This is a genomic window from Vibrio sp. S9_S30 (assembly GCF_014694455.1).
Classification (GTDB): domain Bacteria; phylum Pseudomonadota; class Gammaproteobacteria; order Enterobacterales; family Vibrionaceae; genus Vibrio.
This window is the reverse complement of the sequence record NZ_JAAUWT010000003.1, coordinates 171,127-192,217: the sequence shown is the minus strand read 5'-3', so window position 1 is coordinate 192,217 and position 21,091 is coordinate 171,127. Positions and strand designations below refer to the sequence as shown.

Genomic DNA, 21,091 nt, shown 5'->3' with positions numbered 1-21,091 from the left:
GTCATGAATAAGTATTTGCTTGAGCTACACAGAGCATGTTTTAGTGAAAACACTGATATTGCTGAAGAGGCGAGACTTCTATCAAGATACCTTATCGAGTATCACTTAGTTGATGGTAACGAAGAGTATAAAAAGGAAGTGTCTGGATATTTGATACCAAGTGAAAATCTCAGGGGGTTGATTGGACTTTCTAATCAAAGCCTACGTGACAGTGGGGTGGAGTTAAGCGAAATACATAGTTTTAGTTATTTGTTCGTAAATGATTTAACGATTAAAGAGCCTATAGATAGACGGTGGATTGCATCAGTTATAAAGCAAGCCGGGAATGTGGCTGGAATTAGTGAAAGCTTAGAAGCTTACCTATCAAACCATTGGAGAGATGATGAGATTACCTCAGGTCATATATTGGATGTAATTTGGGATGTTAGTATTTTGAAAAAGCTAATACCCACATTGGAATTAATGTCGTCTGATGCGGAAAGTGAAGAGTTGAGAGACTTCTGTAGAACGAGGGTATTGCTACTGAAATCTTTATAATTGTGAGGTTAAATAAAAAATAACAGGGGCATATATATGGCACCTCAGCATCATGGATGTAGGGAGCAGGCACTCTAAGAAGAAGGGTGTCTTCTCTGCTTTACTAAACGTCTAACCCAGAGGAAATATCGATCGTTCGGCGTCCAATCTTCGAATGCTCTATAGAAACCGAAGCGGTATTTGAGTTTCGAGCAACACAAATATCAGGTAATGACCTGATAACAAGAAAATATTGATAAATTAGCGGATTAGCTATCGGGTAAATGGACGCCTGATACTCTTCTACGCTTAAGAAAAGGCAAGGTTGCCTTAATCGAGGTTACAGTACCGACAACGTTACCGGCTTCGTTGTTCGATATGGTTTTCAACCAAAGGAGTGGTACACGTCAAGGCGTTCGAGCAATGGCGGTAGCGTGGGAGGATTCTGGCCTCGCTTTTCTTCACGAACAACAACCGATACGGCAACAGAAGCACTGCCACAGGAAGTGTTGGATGCACAAGCCGCAGTCGAAGCCGCACAAACGGCTTACGACCAATCATTAGAGGCATTCAAAGCGGCGAAAGGGAAGGACAAAAAAGCCGCCCATAACGCGCTGAAAGTGGCGCAGAGTAACCTCGAAGCGGCGGAAGCTGCGCTTTATCAAGCCATGGTCGATGCGGGCCTTGATCCGGGTGGTAACGGCGGTGGTTCAGGTGGCGGCTCCGGCGGTGGTGCTAATGGTTCCATCAACTTTGAAGCCAAGCAGTACTACTACCACGGCGATCATTTGGGTAGTTCCAGCTACATCACTGACATCGACGGTGAAGTGCATGAGCACCTCGAGTACTTCCCATTCGGTGAAACTTGGGTTCACGAGAAGAGCAACACTCAGCTAACGCCTTACTACTTCACGGGTAAAGAGCTGGATGAAGCAACAGGGCTTTACTACTTCGGTGCGCGTTACTACGACCCAAGGACGAGCGTGTGGCAGAGCCCGGATCCTGCTTTAGATCAGTATTTAGAGGGAAAAATAAATATAGGGGTATACAAAACGACAAATCTGTCTTTGTACTCATACTCTTATAATAATCCTGTGACGTACCACGATCCGGATGGAGAATTTGTAAACCTGATTGTTGGTGCTGCAACTAGCGTTGCCTTGGGATACGGAATATCTTTACTTACAGGGGACGACTATTCTCTTGCGGATGCAGGTAGAGATGCACTATTAGGTGCTGCTGGTGCTGGGGTTGTTAGTAAGGCTAGGCAGCTTTATCAGGCAAGGAATATTGCTGCTCCTCTCTCTACGAAACTTGCTGCGAAAAGTGGTAAAGCAGCACAAGCCGAAATTAACAGCGGCATTTACTATTTTGAAAAGGCAGGTGAAAAATATGTCGGACAAGGGAATATCCCTGCTCGTTTGAGTACACATGTTGCAAATCCATCCAAGCCAATCACTTCAGCAGATGATGCAGTTAGGGCATCAGTTAGAGGTGGTACAGCGAGCCGAGAGGTTGCGGAACAATTGACCTTGAACAACATGGGTGGTAAGGCTGGTCAAGGTGTTGTAAATGTTCGAAACCCTATTGGCCCGGCACGTCAGGGGTTGTTGCAACAACCAGGTTTGGGAGTGGTCGACAAAATAGCGACACCAGCTCAGTCTGTTCTGACTCCCATTCTATCTGGCACGGCTGCGGGAGCTGCTGCAAATGCCGACAGCTTTATTTCGTCAGATAATCAACCTCAACAAAACTAGTTTAGGAAAGTTATGAAAGAGAAACTCCAAGTACTAATTACTGAAGAAATGGATGATGTTGAGTATCGCTGGGGTAAGTGGGCTGATGAAGGTTTTGAATTCCCTCATATTGTTGAGAATTTTACAAGATCGTGGGGAGCTTCAGTAAATCATGGTGATAGTGTTACAGACAATGAGATTATCTCAGTTGGCTTAATCTGTATTGAGCGGAAGATTCCTATTCCGCTCAAACTAAAAAAGATTCTAGAGAAAGCCATAAGCCGAGAGCTTTTACCGGACAATCTATCAAGTTGGAAAAATAAAAGAGAGAGAGAGGAAGCTCTGAAGGCTCTTTTATTGGAGTTTGGAGGGATGATAAAGAAGAAAGGTCTCATTAGTTTCTTATTTGATAGCAAACTTGAATACTCAAACACTAAACAAGCTAGAGAAAAGCTCCTAAAAGCTGTTGAAAAAATGAATGAAAGTTCAGTTCCTATTAGTTATGAAAAAGCTGGCTTTCCTCCGATCGCATCTACGTTGGATCGTCTTTTGTCTTCTGGAATTAGTGAAGAAGATGCAAATCTATTTGTTGAATCACGAAAGCAAAGGCTGATGATCATATCAGCCTATCTTAGCTTAAATCTGAAATTGCCCTCTGAGGAGTTAAATGACTTGTTTGATGCGGTGGAGGATAGTTGGAAATAGGTGGTTCTATAATGTGGCTGTCCTTTTTATTTGATTGAATAAAGGAATGTCGAAGACAGGAACATCCATGCAAAAGCGCATTATACGGCGTTAAAAGATGAAGTTTCACACTAAGATTTTTGTTGATGCTAATACAGAGCTTGCTGATCTAATCACTCGCTTAAGCAAGCTCGTAGACGGTACTGTATCCATTGATACGGTATTGACGAATGCGCTAGAGCTGGATGTTAAACGCAACGACTTAGGTCCGTCTGCGAGTCACAACATTGATGACGGTTTTTTAGCTTATGGATTTACAGTGGAAATTGTAAATACTGTCGACATGCGTTTTGACCTATACCTTGAAGCAGTAGGTGACATCATGATGAATCTCAATGAAAGAGGGCACAGCGTTGTAGCATCGTGCGACTGGGAGGAAAAACTGCCAGGGTGCGGACGAATTATTGTCAGTAATTAAACCTTAAAACTGAGGGTGTTTCTCAAAAAACTCCCCTTGGTTTTGATGCCCTTGCAGCAAACATGCTTAGTTTGTAAGGGAAAGGTTTTCCTGTCAAAGGCGATAGTTCAAGGGAATGGTGAAAAAATCTTATATAGAAAAGAGCCTTCTATTTGGCGAAATCAGCAACTCTGAGTCAGTTGACTCGGTATACACAAGAGACCTTGTAGCTATGTTGAGTCAAGAAGGCAGTGAGCTCAGTAGCAGCGCCGTATTGCCAATAGGTAAGTTTGAATCTATCTATTCAAGTAGGTTGGATATTCAACGTCGCGTTTTGAAAAATGAAGATGAAGCGTACATGCATGCTTTTGAGGCATTGATGAACCAAGTGTCCGATGTCAGGCTTTCAGCTAAAGAAATAAGCATTGTGCAAGTTAAAGCTGAACATAGAGGTTATTTGATTTTCATCACTGACGCTCGTTCTGTGCTGGGCGCATTACCGATATTATAGAAAAGGAAGTGGCTCATTGTGTACAAAGAATCTGAGCTAGTCAGTCTGTACAAAGGTCTGGTCGTCCCCATTCTGGGGTGGCAGGTAATTGAGCTTGAAGGCACAGCGAAAGGCTCTTTGCAAAAAGCCTGGAGCTGTTGGTCTGCTGATTGGGTACCGTTTGCAATTGAGATAACTGGCGACGTTATTTTTCTCCATGACGATCATGTATACACCTTGGCTCACGGCTGTAGTGATACAGGGCCTGACTTGATCACAACTAATGATGCGGTATTCCAAGCATTTATCGCTGATTTATTTGCCTATCAAGAGAGCATAAACAGTGATGAAGTAGGCGAATTGGAAGCAAAGAAAGAACAGGTAATCGCTTTGAGAAAACGAGCACCTGACACAGTTAAAGTCTATTTCGATACTGAACTGGAAAATATTGAAGAACATATAAGCAACAAAACTTACGCAACTTCATCCGATGGTAAACACCGACAGCAAGGTTTGGTGTTTATGGATACGGCGTTTAATGAGTTGCAAAAATCTGGAGGGTATCAAGACGTCACCCTTGGAAGGAAAGACGGAAAATTTATCATTTTTTACTCTTTAGGTGTTGGTGAAAGCCTTATGCACATGCAGGAAGTCTTCGCGAAATATCCGGCTGACTGCGATATAGAGTATATAGAAATAGACGACTAATAAAATAACAGGGGCAGACACCTTTAGGATTTAATAGGAGCTGAACAGTGATCAAGCTTTCTGACAAGGCTCTCGTTCAAGTTCGAGATGAAATATTAAAGAGGGCGGGTCTTCCAGTCCTCGCTGGTGCTGGTTTTAGACTGTCTCCGTTTTCTCATGCTTGGAACGGAAGCGACAATATGGGGGGCTGTTCTTATGAGCTTTGTAGGGTTTCTGATGTTGGTTACTTAGAAATCATCAATATCTACATCGCCTCAGGAGATAAACGCATTCAGGTTCACTTGAATATTTTCAACCCTCAGCCCGCTATTGATGATGCTGGGCAACTCAATGGTTTGGATGGAATCGCCTATTTAGTTCAGCCAAATGTAAAAACGAGGTTGTGTATCTCAACAAACAATGAAGGCTTTTTTAAAGGTAGGCAAGTATTCCAGCTCAATACGGGTGGGCTTTTTAAGAGCTTAGAAAGTGAAAAGGAGAAACTTGCAGAAAGTCTTAAATCCGAGTTCTCCAGAATCAATAAATACATTGAGCGTTGGTTGTCTGTTAATGGAGAGCCAGCCTCCACGGATTGGAATGGAAACCAAATCTAAAAGGTATCCGCCCCATGATCCTGAAAAAAGGGACATAGTTGCTGTAAGTCTGATCAAAAGGAAGGATTAAACTGACAGGTTTCACTTCTAGATCTGAAATAAGGGGGGATAGGTGAAATAAAGGAGACAGGCACTTTTAGTAAGTCCTTATAGAAAGTCCTTGTGGTCAAAGTAGCAGCCACTATCTTACTCATAGGCTTATCCTTAAACGTCTTTGTCTATTGGTTGTATTGATTTTGAGTTGCAACAACTCATGGCGTAACGCGTTATGTCGTAAATATCCCCGTTTGTTGCGTCCCTGCTTGTGGCAAAAAATGGGATTAGCATGCTCACCGCCTCCACAAACTTGAAAAGTATTATTGACTCAATCAAGCCTAATGGGCTTACACTGCATGGTGCTGTGTGTTTTTTGAGCGTTTATCTGGTCAAGGCATAGCGAGATAGCAGGTCAATCAATGAAGGGAATAACGAATGAAGTTGGGATTGGGTTTATATCGGCACATGCTTGATGATGAACACTTAAAGTTTGCAAAGCAGCTTGGTGCCACTCACGTTATTGTTCATCTATGTGATTATTTTAATAAGCAGGACAAGTTTTCCAATAATGATCAGCCCATTGGTGATAAATATGGGTGGGGAATGGCGAAAGGTGAGATCTGGACGGTAGAAGAACTGCTCGCTATCAAGAAAAAAATTGAGTCTTATGGGCTCACTTGGTACGCCATTGAGAACTTTGATCCTAAGCATTGGAACCATGTCCTGTTTGGAGAAGAAGGTAAAGAATCGCAAATAGAAGACATTAAACAGATAATAAGGAATGTGGGTGAGGTTGGTATTCCAGTATTCGGATACAACTTTAGCCTCACTGGCGTAACAGGGCGTATTGTTACGAATGATGCCCGTGGACATGCGCAAACTGTTGGGATGGATGGTTCAAACGAGACACTCGAAGCCCCTTTACCAAGCTCTATGGCATGGAACATGACGGTCGATCCGGCGGCGAGAGGTCAGCGTCAAACCATGACCGAAGAGCAGCTCTGGGAAAATCTCGCTTATTTTTTAAATGAGATCATACCCGTTGCAGAGTCTGTGGGGGTCACCATGGCAGCACATCCGGATGATCCTCCGGTAGATATGGTCAGAGGGCTTCCAAAACTGGTGAATCAGCCAGAAAAATACCAGCGACTACTGGATCTGTACCCAAGTGCGGCAAATGCATTGGAATACTGCGTAGGTACGATTGCTGAAATGACCAACGGCAATGTGTATACGGCGACTGAACACTATGTTTCTCTAGGTAAAGTCCCTTATATCCACCTAAGAAATGTGTCGGGGAAGGTTCCATATTACAAGGAAACCTTTATCGATGAAGGGGATATAGACATCAAGCGTATTGTCCAGATCCTTAAAAAGCACCATTTCGACGGTGTCCTTATTCCAGATCATACGCCACAGGTATCGTGCCCCGCGCCTTGGCATGCAGGAATGGCTTATGCCATGGGGTATATCCAATCGTTAATAAAGGATTAGGGTCGGTTGACCTTTCGAGATAATGTTTGCAGCCGTTTGAGGGAGTTACACCGTCGGCGGTCCAACCTAAAACACAGTAGCCGTACGGTGTTGCGTCAAGATGAAATAATGGGGTCGTGTTTTATTTATATTATAGATTGTGCTTCCATCTGTATGTTTTCTGTTTGAATTAAGATCCTAATTTAAAATTTATTGGGATTAAAAATTACTTTTAATATTTAAATATCTAGGAGACGCAACATGATTGCGTCTCTTATTTTATTTAGTAATTTAACTCAATAGTATTTGGAGACATCAGATATGAAAAATCTTTTTTTAAAAACACTCGCGCTAAGCGTTAGTATTGCTAGTGTTACCTCGTATGCCTCACAACCCAATATTGTTAATAGTGATGTACATGAGTCTGTACCGTATATCGTGAGTTTAATTACAAATGTTCGTGGTGAGAATATGCGAACATGTGCCGGAACGTTGATTTCTAATGAGTGGGTCATTACGTCAGCGAGTTGTGTTCATGGATTTAACACTAAGAAATTCCTTAAAGTGAGCATTGGTGAGGGAGATATAAAACAGCCCAACCCCGATCAACTGCTCGACGTTAGTGAAATTGTTTTTTTTTAAAGATTACAACCCGTTTACCTTAATTCCAAATATTGCTTTGATAAAGCTGAAAACGAAAGCAGACGATAAGTACACCCCAGCCAAAATTCCAACACCGCAAGTGGAACGTGCCCTCGCTTCGGTGGGGGACACCCTACGTGTGTCTGGATGGGGTTCTTCTGAAACAGGAAGATTCTTGCCAACACTGAGATCAAGCACTGTTCCCGTTATTAGTCTTCAGGAATGCCATGAAAAATGGGTTAAGGAATTTAACATTGAGCATGAGTACGATAAAGCATACTACGAGAGGTTTATTTGTACTGATGAAAGTGCTTCATCTTCTTGTGTCAGTGACAGTGGTGGTCCGTTGATCGGCTCCATTGGAAATACAAACTTCCTGTTTGGTATTGGGGCTAAGACGTGCGATAGCGTGAGTCTGTATACCAAATATACTCGATACAATGCTTGGATCAGTCACGTCACTGGTTTGAAACCCACGGATCTTTAATTGTGTGCACCACTGTTGTGTATAGGAATTATGCATAATATTGGGTTCGCGAAAATGAATGGATAATGTTGCCTGCGTTTTTGCAATGGTTCAGCGGTATGGCGCTCGTCAGCCGCTGAACGCTCAATGTTGGCAACATTTCAATATCTTTTTGAACGAATGATTGTGAGTGTCTCTCAGTTGTTTTGAGGTTGGTTGCCACGTTATCGACACTCCGAAAAATACCCCGCTCCTGTTCTTGGCTTTATCGAAAGTCGTATTCCTTTTGTATAGAGAAGCAGAGCGTCTATAACCAATGCCTCTCTTCTTTTCTACCTCTGCCTAATATTTCTTCTTCATCAGACTCCATACACTGAGTGAACAGGGTCAGTCCCCTGTATGCCGTGAACACGAAATGGAGGATTTATGGTAACAAGGAAGGTATGGAGCGCATTCGCAACTTTAGCATTGTTCGGTTCGGGTTTTATTTACGCTGGAACCATAGACGATATTAAGAAGAAAGGGGAACTGACCTGCGGAGTCAGTGAAGGCACGCCTGGGTTTTCAAACCCCGATAGCAGCGGTCGATGGGTAGGGCTGGATGTGGATGTCTGCCGTGCCGTCGCCGCTGCGGTTCTTGGTGACGCAGAAAAAGTAAAGTTTGTTCCGCTGGCGTCAAAACAGAAAATTGTCGCACTGGCTTCTGGTCAGGTTGATATGACCTCAAGAACCACCACATGGACAATGAAACGCGACACCAAAGAGGGCGTCGATTTTACCAAAGTGGTTTACTACGATGGCCAAGGTTTTATGGTGAATAAGCAGCTTGGCATAAAGCACGCATTACAACTCAATGGAGCATCTGTGTGTGTCACGACGGGCACAACAACAGAACTTAACCTGACCGACTTTGCCCGAGCCAATGGCCTTAAGTTGGAAGCGGTTGTCTTTGAGGGTAAAAAAGAAGCCTTCAATGCGTACAAGTCTGGCCGGTGTGATGCCTTCACAACCGATGTAAGCCAGCTGGCGTCGTGGCGTTCAACGCTACCAGACTCTTCTAAACATATCATTCTGAACAACCTCATTTCCAAAGAGCCCCTTGCGCCTCTTGTCCGCCATGGTGATAACCAATGGAAAGACCTCGTCACGTGGGTCATCAATGGGTTAATGCAAGCGGAAGAAAAAGGCATTACCCAAAGTAACGTGAGTGAGCAGGCCAAAGTATCCAAGGATCCGAGTGTGCAAAGAATGTTAGGGGTATCTGGGGATATGGGCAAAGCGCTCAGTCTGGACCCAGAATGGCTGAAGCGATCGTTATTGGCGGTTGGAAACTACGAAGAAATCTTTGAACGCAACTTGGGGAAAAACACGCCGCTAGGGTTAGATCGAGGTATCAATTCCATGTGGATTAAGGGCGGTCTGATGTACGCGTACCCGATCCGTTAACACTGATATGGTTTGGTTGATGTTGATGTTAAACCAAGCCACTTACTTATTGAGGGAAAATGTGTGGCTATTTCAATAATAAGTCGGTTCAAAGCCAGTGAATCTCATTTTGTGAGGCTGAGTGTTCAGGTGTTGGTGCTCGGAACCCTTTTCTGGCTTGCCTTTTTAATTTTCCAAAATACTCAATCGAACCTCCAAGCAAGAGGCATTGAGTCAGGGTTTGAATTTTTGAACCAAGAAGCAGGGCTCCCAATTGGTGACTCGCTATTGGTTTACTTTCCAACGGACAGTTACGGATGGGCATTTATCAATGGTGTAGTGAATACGGTGTATGTGTCGTTCATTGCCATTGTGTTATCCACGGTATTGGGTGTCTTCGTTGGGGTGTGTAGGGTAAGCAAAAATTACATTGTCGAAAAGCTCGCGTCCATTTATGTCGAATCTCTGCGGAATGTGCCACTGCTTCTAATACTCATTTTTGTGTATACCGTAGTGTTGGCTAGCTTGCCACATGTGCGAGAAAGCATAGAAATTACAGAAAATATCCGTCTAAACGTGCGTGGGCTTTATCTCCCCAAACCGCTGGCGGGCGATGGCTTTTTAGTTCTGGTTTTCTCTTTCATTGTGTCCTTGGTGCTATTTGGGGTCTTGCTGAAATGGGGGCAAAACTACAGTGAAAGAACGGGGCATTCATTACCCACAGGCCGGCTGGCGTTAAGCATTGTGGTTATTTTGCCGACTTTAACGTATCTGATGTTGGGTCACCCTATTGCGTGGGATATTCCCGTTCAACAAGGCTTCAATTTCGCAGGTGGTATGTCTCTACGGCCTGAGTTTCTAGCACTGCTTATTGGGCTTGTACTGTACACCGCGGCTTTCATTGGAGAAAACGTGCGCAGTGGGTTGCAATCGGTTGACAAAGGTCAGATAGAAGCGGCTCAAGCGCTCGGGCTTAAGTCGTCTTACATCACCACTCGTATCCTTTTGCCTCAAGCGCTTAGGGTAACGATACCAGCAACAACGAACGACTACGCCAGTTTGGTGAAGAACAGTTCATTAGCCGTCGCCATTGGGTATCCTGACATGGTTTCCATCGGTGGAACCATCATTGGTCAAAACGGGCAAGCGATCGAGATCATTGCGATGTGGATGGCGGTTTATATGGCGATCAACCTAGTGATTTCTGGGCTGATGAATGTATTGAACGCGAAAGTTCAATTGGTAGAGCGCTAACGGAGTGTGCGATGACGACGGTGATAGAAAGAGCGAACTTGAACAGTGAACCAATTGAGTTTATCCCTCAGCCACCCATGACGCCTCCTATTCAAGTGACTGGTGTTGTGTATTGGATTCACAAAAACTTATTTGATGGGTGGTACAACAGCTTGTTGACCTTACTCTCCATCAGCTTCTTGATGTGGGTGCTTCCCCCCTTCATTAGCTGGGCGTTCATCGACAGCGTCTGGCAGGGCAGCGCGCAGGATTGCCGAGTGGAAGGCGCGGGAGCGTGTTGGGCCTTTGTTATGGCTAATTTTCGCATTTTAATGGTTGGGATTTACCCATCTGAAGAGGTGTGGAGACCCGCGCTGTCCCTGCTTTTATTGTTTGGAGTTATTGGGCTGACCATTACGCAAAAAGTGAAAGGGTTGCGCATGGTGTCGTTGTGGTTGGTTTTACCATTCGTTGCGTATTGGTTAATTGGCGGGGGATCGTTAGGGCTTCCAGAAGTAGACCAATCGCGTTGGGGGGGCTTAATGCTTAGCCTTCTGCTGGCATGCGTTGGCATTATCATCTCCGTGCCTTTGGGTATTTTGTTGGCGCTTGGTCGTTTCTCTCAAGTTCCCTTATTCAGAATTTGGTGCGTCACCTCGATAGAAACCATCCGAGGGGTGCCACTGATCACCATTCTGTTTATGGCGTCGGTTATGCTGCCTCTCTTTTTACCGGAAGGGTTGGACATCAATAACCTACTCAGAATTCAGGTGGGCATCATTCTGTTTTCATCCGCTTACATTGCCGAAGTCATTCGGGGTGGGCTCCAGGCGATACCTAATGGGCAATTTGACGCCGCCAAAGCACTCGGGCTGAACTATCGATGGACCATGTTTTACATCGTGGTTCCACAAGCATTGCGGCATGTTTTGCCCCCGCTCATTGGTCGCTGTATCGCGCTTTTTAAAGACACCTCTCTGGTGCTCATTGTTGGATTATTGGATCTGCTGGGCATGCTGAAGTCAACAACGCAGGATGCGGACTGGCTTGGTTTTGAAGCGGAGTCTTATGTCTTTGGTGCGTTTGTGTATTGGTTAATTTGCTATTCAATGAGTCGTTACGGCAAGCATTTAGAAGAACAGGGTGCCAAGTCTCATCATTAAAAGGAAAGAAAATGAGTGAAGTCATGATTGAAGTGAAAGGGTTAAATAAATGGTACGACCAATTTCACGTATTAAGAAACATCGATTTTGAAGTCCGAAAAGGGGAGAAGATTGTCCTATGCGGGCCATCTGGATCGGGAAAATCGACATTAATTCGTTGTTTAAACCGTTTGGAAGAGCACCAAGAAGGGGAAATACACGTTGAAGGTGTTGAGCTTAACCATTCACTAAAAAATATAGAGAACGTTCGCAGCGATGTTGGGATGGTTTTCCAGCATTTTAATTTGTTCCCTCATATGACTATTTTGGACAATCTGACGCTCGCGCCCATGCTTGTTCGCAGTATGCCAAAAGCGGAAGCGGAGGTGATGGCACTCAACTTTCTTAAGCGAGTCAATATTGCTGAACACAGCCACAAGTACCCCGGTCAGTTGTCGGGGGGGCAGCAACAGCGTGTTGCGATTGCGCGTTCTTTGTGCATGAACCCCAAAGTGATGTTGTTCGATGAGCCCACCTCTGCTCTGGATCCAGAGATGATCAAAGAGGTGCTAGACGTCATGGTTGAGTTGGCCGAGGAAGGCATGACGATGGTGTGCGTGACACACGAAATGGGATTTGCCAAAGAAGTGGCTGACCGAGTGATTTTTATGGATGGCGGGGAAATCGTTGAAGAGAACGACCCTGAGAATTTCTTTCATCATCCAAGAGTAGACAGAACACGATCGTTCCTTAGTCAAATACTCTCTCACTAATTCCGAGTAAAGGTCATTATGCAAACTTTATTATCTCTTTTCGGGGCGATAGTCCTGCTTTTGTGGGGGATGAATATGGTGCGAAAAGGCATCACTCAAGCGTTTGGTCACGATTTGAAAGTCGCCATAGGCATGAGTGTTGCGAATCGATTTTCCGCTTTGCTTGTAGGGGCAGGGGTCACCACGTTGTTGCAAAGCAGCACCGCAACAGGGCTCATGGTGGCCTCCTTTTCTGCTCGTGGGCTGATTAGCACCGCACCCGCATTAGCCGTCATGCTGGGGGCGGATGTGGGCACAACATTGGTGGCTCAAGTACTGACCTTCGATGCCAGCTGGATCTCCCCTTTTTTGATGATTGTGGGGCATTTACTTCGTAAGCATGGTAACGCGTTTGTGGTACAAAGTTCAGGCTATGCCCTGTTCGGCTTGGGGTTAATGCTGCTTTCACTGAAAATTCTTGTGGAGTTGTCAGCATTTTTAAATGAATCGTCTTTGCTTGTGCACCTCATTGAGGCATTTGAAAGTGAAGTGGGGCTGGGTATTCTGTTGGCGGCATTACTGACTTGGCTGCTCCATTCCAGTTTAGCGGTGGTGTTGCTCATTGTGTCAATGGTTTCCAATCAAGTGTTACCACTGGAGTTGGCGTTTGCCATGATTTTAGGGGCAAACCTTGGCAGTGCGTTGCCCCCCATTATGGCGACGCTCAATGACGCCCCTCTCGCTCGGCGTGTTCCTATTGGGAATGGGTTGTTTAAGCTTTCAGGCGTGTTAGCGGTGAGCCCGTTTGTGGCATATCTGCCCGAGTGGATGGCCTACATAGACAGCTCGGACTCGCGTCAGCTGGTCCATTTTCATTTGATATTCAATGTGGCTATTGCCTTATTCTTCATCGGCTTTATCCACCCCGTCGCCGATTTTATGTCAGCCATTTTAGTCTCTAAAACAAAGCAACCGGTTTCTGATGATACTTGGCATTTAGATTGTGATTATATTGGCGACCCCAAAACCGCCCTTGCGGCGGCATTAAGAGAAACCATGAGAATGGGCGATGTGGTCGACAAAATGTTGCTCCTCATTCGTGATGCGATCGTGAACAATGACTTGAAAACAGCGGAAAGAATCGGGGCGCTTGATAACAATATTGATGAACTGCATGAGAAAATTCGCCGTTTTTTATCGGCAGTAAGCCGGACAGAGTTAGACAAATTGGAAAGTAAACGCGTTACCGACATTCTCGTGTTCTCAACCAAATTGGAACACATCGGGGACCTGACGGAAAGTATGGCCACCATATTAGCGACAAAAGCGAATCAGAATAGGCGTTTCTCTTCAGGAGGAGAGCAGGAGTTATTATCCATACACAAACACGTTCACCGCCGCTTAAAGCTCATGCTTAGCACCTTTATCACCAACGACAAAGCCATGGCAGAGCAAATCTATCACGAGCGAAAACAAATCAATGAAATGGAAGAAGAGGGCGTTCGTGAGCACATTAGACGAATTAAGGCAGGCAAAATCGAGAGCTTAGAGACCAGTGCCTATCATATGGATTTGATTCGCGATCTTTGTTATATCGATGCTCAAATTTTGTCGGTTGTGAAGCCAATGTTGCTATCCTTTGAAGAGAAAAAGCCTCTTGAGGGAATGGTCTAGCGCAACAGACCCTAACCAAAAAGTATCATTGCAGAAAGGAATGTGCATGAAAAAAGTTGTGGTGGGAATTTTGCTTGTGGTGCTATTTCAAGCCGAACGAGTGTGGGCGGGCGAGACGCTTAGATCCGTTCAAGAAAGGGGGTATTTGCGCTGCGGTGTCGGGATTGAAGATTTTGGTTTTGCGACTCGAAGCCGAGATGGGAAATGGAAAGGATTTGACGTTGATTTTTGTCGAGCCATCGCCACCGCAGTCCTTAAGGATGTAGAAGCGGTTCAATACATCCCATTGGATAGCCAAGGTCGGTTTAAGGCGTTAGCAAACAAAGAAGTGGACGTGATCATTCGCACCGCGACTTGGACATTTCAGCGTGATGTTAGCCTAGGTCTTAGCTTTACTGGGGTAACGTTATATGACGAACAAAGGTTGCTCATCAATAAATATGTGAAAGGGAAGAAAGCGGCAGAAATCGATCGGGCGGCGGACTTAGGCAAAGCAACCGTGTGTGTGACCAAAGGAACCACATCACTCGAAAACATCAAAGACTACATCCAGCAGCACAATTTGTCTTTTGACATCCTTGAAACCGAAAGCCAAGCTGGGCGATGGCATGCGTTTCTGCGCAACCGTTGCCAGTTAATGACTTCTGAAGCCACCGATTTGCTCGGTGGTCTAACGGGGTTGCTTGATGATCCTAATGGCTATCACTTACTGAGCGATGTTATATCGCGTGAGCCGCTTGGACCCTATGTGAGAGATGATGACCCGAACTGGTTCGATGTGGTTCGTTGGAGTAGCCAAGTACCGATTCTTGCCGAATATTTGGGGCTGAACAGCCAAAATGTGACGGACGTAAACACCCAACTCAGCCCAGAAGCGGTACGGCTACTGAATACGCCTGAAGCGTGGCTAGACCGTTTAGGTTTGGATGCCAAATGGGCTTTCAGAATCATTAGAGACGTCGGCAATTATGAAGAATTGTATAGCCAGAACCTCAGCGACATATCTATTGAAGGAGTAGAGCGAGGGGTGAATGAACTTTGGACTAACGGTGGTTTGCACCAACCCGCCCCTTTTCGGTAGTGAATATGAAGTTTGTTCGCTCTAGTTACGGAATTTCGGTACGCATGTTCCTTTCACTTGGGGTACTGGTGCTGTTGGCGGTGCTGGTGAGCATGATAGCCATTAACGCTTACAATGGATTCCAACAGCGTTTTAATGATGTTGCCGTTGACGGTGTCAAAGCCATCATCGCCGCTTCTGATCTAAGGCAATTTAACGCTTCACTGATGTCTTTTGCTCCTTCGATGATGACGGCACGTTCACAACAAGCAAATGAGTCCGTGATGTTTCAAGTCAGAGATCAAGATGCTTTGCTGGGTAATGCTATCGCACAGTTATCCAACAACGCCGTAGACAGTCAGCAAGCCGAACGCTTGAATGGCTATCGCTCCAAGTTATCCGATAGCTTTCATGAACTGAGTCGCTTGGTATCAAAGCGACTTGAGTGGGAAGACAACTGGCGACGTACCCTTTCTAATATCAATCAGTTGCAATCTGATTTTACGCAAGAACACCACACAGTCGCGGCAGAATCTGGGGCAGCGCTTCATTCTAATTGGTATCTCACGTTTGCAAACATGACGATTTTACTCAATCAACTGAATGGAGTTGAACATCCAGTCTTGCTGCGGCGATACCAGAAAGAGTTCGGGGTGTTGGAGCGGAAACTTGAGTCTGAAATGGTGCTTTTTGACGAAGGAGAAAGGTTAAAACATCAACAAGCGCTGACCAAGATTGTTGAACTTGCTAGGGGGCAAAATGGTTTATTTGCTCTGAATCAAACGAAGTTTCAAGTGCAGTCAGAGTTGGATGGTGTGTTTTTCCAACATAGGCAAAGTGTGAGCCGATTTTTGTCTGTCACCACGGTGATCATCGACCAAATTGAACGTAAGGTGATGCGTCAGAATCAAGATATTGTTGAACAGACCAAACAGAGAACCATTCAATTGGTATTGGCCGCTATTATCTGTGTGGTGGCCGGTGTTGGTATATTTTTGTATATTGATCGCTCTGTTATCAGCCGGATACAAACCTTGAAAACCAGCATGGAAGCGCACGCAAAAGGCACGCTTGTGCGCATACCCTTGGAAGGCCATGACGAAATCACGGACATGGCGGGTACACTAAAGTTTTTTGTCGATACCATTCAAGATAGAGAACATCAATTAAAACAAGCCAGAAATGCGGCGAGTCGAGCACAGAACCAGTTGCTGGATGCGATAGAAAGCATTACAGAGGGGTTTGTTTTATATGATGAAAAAGACAAGTTGGTGTTATGTAATGCGCGATATCGGGAGCTTTATGGCTTTCCTGACGCTTGGGATATGGAAGGCCGAGACTTTTCTGATTTATTGCTGTGGTTATCGCGTCGGAATAAGGTTATTCAACCAGAAAACTACCTAGAAAAAAGGTTGGCACTAAGAGATAACCGAATTCAAAATTTGGATTTGGAATTAAGCAACGGTACATGGATTTCCATCATCGAACGCAGAACCGAGCAAGGTGGAACCGTAGGTGTGCACACGGACATCACTCACCGAAAAGTGGCGGAAAATGCACTGATATGTGCAATGGAGAAAGCCGAATCTGCCGACCGAGCAAAATCTCAATTTTTGGCGTCAGCCAGTCACGATCTTAGGCAGCCATTGCATGCGATGGGGTTGTTATTGGAACCGCTTTTAGAAGATGCTCGACATACCCCGTATTATGAACGGCTGGAAGATGTGTACTTTGCGCATCAAAGTATGAATCAGCTCTTTACGGACATTCTTGATTTTTCTCGGCTAGAAGCCGGCGCGATCACGCCAAGATTAGAACATTTTGCATTGGATTGTATGCTCACGCGGCTTGCGCAGGAGTATAGGCACAGTTTGGATAAGCCGGAGTCGGCGCTGCGTTATGTGCCGACTTCCGCGCTTGTTTTTGCTGATCTTGCCATGGTCGAACGAATCGTTCGTAACCTATTGTCTAATGCGGTGCGCTATTCTGACCATGGGAAAATCCTTCTCGGTGTCCGAAACAGAAAAGAACAGATATGCATACAAGTTTGGGATAACGGACCCGGCATTCCATTGCATGAGCAACAGAAAATCTTCAAAGAGTTTTACCAAGGCAAAAAAACGCAAACGGCGGGAAAGTCGGGGCTTGGTTTAGGGCTCGCCATCACTATGCAGCTTGTGAAACTGATGGACGGAGACATACACGTCCATTCTTCTGAGTGCGGCACTGGCTTTTCTATTGCATTACCAAGGGGCAAACGAGATGCCCTGAATACCCAGCCCGACCAAGAACGTTACCCAACGAGAAAAATGGACGGTTTACCGATTTTACTTGTGGAGAACGACCCTCAGGTGATGAACACCACTAGGCAACTCCTAGAGCGTTGGGGGTGCAAAGTCCATGAATTTCAGCATTATGCAGACGTTGAATGCTATGCGTACTCGAATCCCGATCCCTTTATCCTGATCTCCGATTTTCACCTCGATGATGGGTATACCGCTCTGGATGTGATAGCGGAGCTCAACAATAAAAGCAACCGACCTGAATTTACGAGTGTGGTGATTTCTGGAGATTCTAGCCCAGAGGTTCGAATGGATGCGGAATCCATTGGTGCCCATTTTCTTACTAAGCCTGTCAGAGCAGGGAAGTTAGGGGCTCTATTACGGCATATCTGGCGGGAGTTAAATAACTAGCCTGAATTCGGTAGCTCATCTACGTTCTGCCATTGAGAACTGGAGTGACGAATTCAGGCAACAGGCTCAAAAACCATCGCCCCGTGGTGACACAGAGGGCGATGGACCAAGCCTAATGAAATGCGTACCGATTACACCATGGGTCGATACTTCACGCTTTGCACAAACTCTTTCATTAACATGAGCTCATCAATAGGGGATTCCAAGTGTTTTTTGTAATCAAAATCTTCCCCATGAAAAGCGACATATTGTTTGGAAAAAAGCGTGATTTCTTCATTTGTCACTTCGTCAAGCTTTCCGAGTTTCTTCCTGAGAATCGTTTGAATGATATTTTCAGGAGAACTTACGGAGTTTTCACCTTCCACTGATATCAGTTTGGTGGAAGCATTGAGGCTGATGGACGTTAAAGCATAGCTAGCCACAGATGTTTTACCTATGATTTTCATCATTTGTCGGCGATTCATATTGTTTTTAAACATATTCATTCTCCAATTAATTCCATGGACTTACTGTTAACGTGGAGGGGAGTTTTAACTCATATGCCCAGCGTCTGTTTCGGTTTTTCGCTCTCAATGTATCATCGATGTTTTTACATTCATTTTGAAAGCGATGTAAGTGTGTGTACACACGAGGATCGTGCATAAAATTCCCTTTTGGGTATTTCCCGAAACTTCGGTGCCAAGGGACGGGAACATCCAAGAAGTTCCTTGAAAATTCAAAAAGCCCCATGCCTACGTTTAAGCGAGGACACGCCTGAAGCCAGTCGGCTTTGGTTCTGCGGTCATTCGGGTCTAATGCAAGATGAGAATAGTACCCAAGAGCGCCTAAGGGCTGGAAGGCCGATAGGTTACCGAGACCATGATTTATCGACATCCAGTAAATCAGGTGACTAATGGCTTCAATTAGTTCTTGTCGAGTACTGACCGAAGAAGGGAAGCCATTGACGCCCGCACCGGAAGCATCTTGGAAGAAATCTTGTAATTCATGATCGTTGATAACATCGCTGTCGTTGCTGTAGTAAAGATGAAGGTAGCTTCTTACCCAGTTGCGTATGGCTTGCCATTGACCAATATCGTCATCGTGTTGAGGGTAATCACCGATGGCATCAAACTCGCCATTTTCTCTACGATCGAATGGTTGGCCATGTTGAATAAAGTGGTAATGTTTCGAACGCCTTATGGTGCCGTCCACAAAGGATTTGCTGCTGATGCCCGATATGGTTTTTACGACCCCTGTTAATGTTCCACTGTAACCATCACCATAAACGGCGGTGCCGTCCTCATTCTCTACTTTGGTGGAAGGGTCAAAAAATACGCCTAGGTAATTATTGAAGGCAAGTGATGTTAAATGAGGCAGTACCAGAGCAGAAAGTGGGTGGCTTTCTGGAATGGTTCGATAAAAGCTGGTGGATATCGGCCAGAGAAACACATGGGTTGATAAGTGATCAATCACATTGGACATGGAATACATGGTGGTAAACGTATTCTTCGCCATTCGCCATGTCCATTTATCATCGGCGGGTGTGATGATTTTTGAAGGTGGATTAGGTACGTTACCAAATCCAAAGCTGTGCCACCACCACCACTCCCAGTTGTTCAATGGCGGACGTTGAGTGGGTTGTATGGCAATGGTTTTCAGTTTGTCACTGTCTTTAGGAACCGCAAACATCGCGATAGCAGGGTACAGCCTTCCTCCAGTTTGGGGAATGTCATCGGCTGTTCTATCCGGTTGGAATTGCGCCATCACTTCATCGTGAAACTCGCCAAAGTCGGTAACAAATATTCGCCCTTCGTTCATCGCGTCTTCAAGGTTATCGTTCTCAAACCCATTAATTTTTTTGAACATGGCATTCGTAAACGGGAAATGGCTCATGGGTGTTTTGAGTGGCTTAAAGTAATTAAAAACGGGGGTTTCAGGTGCAATTTGAAGGTGTGCGATGACGTCGTCATCAAAGAAGTCTTCGTGCCATGGGGGGCGAGGGTATTGAGGATCGTATTGACGAGCCCCCGTATCGCTATCAATATCGTAAGGGTAGAACAGCAAATCGTCCGCCGACCAAACCACGACAGGCGGAACGGTGAGCACAATCGGATCGACCGTCTCAAATTTAGCTTGGCCTGTAATGATCAATTCAATCAATTTTCCGAGCAAGAGTATTAACCCGCTGACCACCGCCGGCCCGCCTATTAACGCGATTCGCGTTAGGTTTTTACTGATATGTCGAACGCTTGCATCAAACAGTGCCCAGTCATCTTGGCGGGCTAAACAAGCATCACTGACACCAAAGTCCAATTCTTGTGCGCGCGCATTCCGCTCGTCTTCTGTTCCCCGCACTGTCCATGGTGTGTTGTTTCTCACTTCTATTGAATCAACGTTTCCATGAACCGGCACATTTGGAATACGATTGTAGTCGTGCCAATTGTTTCTCTTGGCTTGCTCTATTTGGTGGTTACGTATGGCCTTTTGCACCTCGGTTGCATGCTGAGGAAGAACCGGAAAAGGAAATGTTGGTAATTCGTTAATGCGAGAGCCGGTTATCGCGGCAGGTCGCCAGTTTGGATCGGCGTCTCTTGGACAAATTCGCTCCCAATCTTCCCAATTCGGAATTACGATGGGGTTCAGTTTATCTTCAGGGGTATCTAGTAAGCTTCTTTGCATCGCTTCTTGTTCGGGCAAGCCCGATTGCCTGAGCTGTTCATAGGTTGCAATCTGTTGTTGAAGCTGATGAAATTCAGGTGAATCCAGAAACGCCTTGTTGTTTTCGATGTCACTCATAAACATACCTGCAGTCATGTATCGTGTAGTTATCGCAACACAGCTCAGCATAAAGCTGATGATGTGGAGCTACAGTTGAATGTCGACGAACGATGATTTGCGTCGTTTGCCGTTTTTCTCTCCGTTTTTTCCGGGCTTCACTCATTTATTCCATAGCTCAAACTGATGTTGAGATTGCCTAGTCAACAAGAACGTTCGTTGTCCAAACGGCATGATTTTAGGCGGAAGTATCAACGCTAAATGACGAACCCACGACGATATGTTAATCGTATTCTTAGTGTTTCAATTATCATTACCTGCCACATGATTGTCTTTGTACGCATGCCTTGTCTTGTAACGAAAAAAACGAATTTTTATAACTGGATAGGTCGCTAATAATCTGATATTTAAGGGTTAATTATAAATGGGCGCGAGCGGGGCTACGGTGACGTGAGCCACCTAGAAAGGCATTATTGGTGCGCCGAACTAGGAGAGATGAACCAATGGAGGTCTTAATATTGAAACATAGATAATAATACCCATAATCTCATTATTGG

19 protein-coding genes are annotated in these 21,091 nt (G+C 45.1%); 17 read left to right on the top strand and 2 right to left on the bottom strand.

What is annotated here, in order from left to right:
• The first annotated feature begins 3 nt into the window (after window positions 1-3).
• From HC752_RS04930 to HC752_RS04850, 17 genes are all read left to right on the top strand, one after another.
• Complete coding sequence (locus tag HC752_RS04930; RefSeq protein WP_190334009.1) at window positions 4-537, top strand: hypothetical protein; 534 nt, start codon at window positions 4-6, stop codon at window positions 535-537.
• Between the two features lie 413 nt (window positions 538-950).
• Window positions 951-2,273 (top strand): RHS repeat-associated core domain-containing protein, encoded by a 1,323-nt coding sequence (locus HC752_RS04925; RefSeq protein WP_190334008.1) that lies wholly within the window; start codon window positions 951-953, stop codon window positions 2,271-2,273.
• Window positions 2,274-2,285: 12 nt separating this feature from the next.
• On the top strand, window positions 2,286-2,957 hold the full coding sequence (locus tag HC752_RS04920; protein WP_190334007.1) for a hypothetical protein: 672 nt from the start codon (window positions 2,286-2,288) through the stop codon (window positions 2,955-2,957).
• Window positions 2,958-3,054: 97 nt separating this feature from the next.
• Window positions 3,055-3,414, top strand: coding sequence for a hypothetical protein (locus HC752_RS04915; RefSeq protein WP_190334006.1), 360 nt, complete (start codon window positions 3,055-3,057; stop codon window positions 3,412-3,414).
• Between the two features lie 211 nt (window positions 3,415-3,625).
• Complete coding sequence (locus HC752_RS04910; protein WP_190334005.1) at window positions 3,626-3,904, top strand: hypothetical protein; 279 nt, start codon at window positions 3,626-3,628, stop codon at window positions 3,902-3,904.
• 18 nt (window positions 3,905-3,922) lie between these two features.
• Window positions 3,923-4,591 carry a hypothetical protein gene (locus tag HC752_RS04905; protein WP_190334004.1) on the top strand — a complete coding sequence of 223 codons (669 nt, stop codon included), beginning with the start codon at window positions 3,923-3,925 and terminating at the stop codon, window positions 4,589-4,591.
• 47 nt (window positions 4,592-4,638) lie between these two features.
• Window positions 4,639-5,184 carry a hypothetical protein gene (locus HC752_RS04900; RefSeq protein WP_190334003.1) on the top strand — a complete coding sequence of 182 codons (546 nt, stop codon included), beginning with the start codon at window positions 4,639-4,641 and terminating at the stop codon, window positions 5,182-5,184.
• Window positions 5,185-5,655: 471 nt separating this feature from the next.
• The gene (locus HC752_RS04895) at window positions 5,656-6,714 is read left to right on the top strand and encodes a mannonate dehydratase (RefSeq protein WP_190334002.1); all 1,059 of its coding nucleotides are present in this window, start codon (window positions 5,656-5,658) and stop codon (window positions 6,712-6,714) included.
• Between the two features lie 300 nt (window positions 6,715-7,014).
• Window positions 7,015-7,335: a trypsin-like serine protease gene (locus tag HC752_RS04890; RefSeq protein WP_190334001.1), complete on the top strand. Its 321-nt coding sequence runs from the start codon at window positions 7,015-7,017 to the stop codon at window positions 7,333-7,335.
• Window positions 7,316-7,822 (top strand): trypsin-like serine protease, encoded by a 507-nt coding sequence (locus HC752_RS04885; RefSeq protein ID WP_190334000.1) that lies wholly within the window; start codon window positions 7,316-7,318, stop codon window positions 7,820-7,822. Before HC752_RS04890 ends, HC752_RS04885 begins: the two co-directional genes overlap by 20 nt.
• A gap of 405 nt (window positions 7,823-8,227) precedes the next feature.
• Window positions 8,228-9,247, top strand: coding sequence for an amino acid ABC transporter substrate-binding protein (locus tag HC752_RS04880; protein WP_190333999.1), 1,020 nt, complete (start codon window positions 8,228-8,230; stop codon window positions 9,245-9,247).
• A 63-nt stretch (window positions 9,248-9,310) separates the two neighbouring features.
• Window positions 9,311-10,480, top strand: a complete 1,170-nt coding sequence (locus HC752_RS04875; protein ID WP_202987882.1) for an ABC transporter permease subunit — start codon at window positions 9,311-9,313, stop codon at window positions 10,478-10,480.
• A gap of 11 nt (window positions 10,481-10,491) precedes the next feature.
• Window positions 10,492-11,622, top strand: coding sequence for an amino acid ABC transporter permease (locus tag HC752_RS04870; protein WP_190333998.1), 1,131 nt, complete (start codon window positions 10,492-10,494; stop codon window positions 11,620-11,622).
• Window positions 11,623-11,633: 11 nt separating this feature from the next.
• Window positions 11,634-12,374 carry an amino acid ABC transporter ATP-binding protein gene (locus HC752_RS04865; protein WP_274602107.1) on the top strand — a complete coding sequence of 247 codons (741 nt, stop codon included), beginning with the start codon at window positions 11,634-11,636 and terminating at the stop codon, window positions 12,372-12,374.
• A gap of 18 nt (window positions 12,375-12,392) precedes the next feature.
• Window positions 12,393-14,027 carry a Na/Pi cotransporter family protein gene (locus HC752_RS04860; protein WP_190333997.1) on the top strand — a complete coding sequence of 545 codons (1,635 nt, stop codon included), beginning with the start codon at window positions 12,393-12,395 and terminating at the stop codon, window positions 14,025-14,027.
• A gap of 46 nt (window positions 14,028-14,073) precedes the next feature.
• On the top strand, window positions 14,074-15,108 hold the full coding sequence (locus HC752_RS04855; RefSeq protein ID WP_190333996.1) for an amino acid ABC transporter substrate-binding protein: 1,035 nt from the start codon (window positions 14,074-14,076) through the stop codon (window positions 15,106-15,108).
• A gap of 5 nt (window positions 15,109-15,113) precedes the next feature.
• Window positions 15,114-17,780 (top strand): hybrid sensor histidine kinase/response regulator, encoded by a 2,667-nt coding sequence (locus HC752_RS04850; protein WP_190333995.1) that lies wholly within the window; start codon window positions 15,114-15,116, stop codon window positions 17,778-17,780.
• 131 nt (window positions 17,781-17,911) lie between these two features.
• Here HC752_RS04850 and HC752_RS04845 read toward each other — a convergent pair whose 3' ends face one another.
• Complete coding sequence (locus tag HC752_RS04845; protein WP_190333994.1) at window positions 17,912-18,259, bottom strand: hypothetical protein; 348 nt, start codon at window positions 18,257-18,259, stop codon at window positions 17,912-17,914.
• 13 nt (window positions 18,260-18,272) lie between these two features.
• Complete coding sequence (locus HC752_RS04840) at window positions 18,273-20,555, bottom strand: lipoxygenase family protein (protein WP_190333993.1); 2,283 nt, start codon at window positions 20,553-20,555, stop codon at window positions 18,273-18,275.
• Window positions 20,556-21,091: the final 536 nt, after the last annotated feature.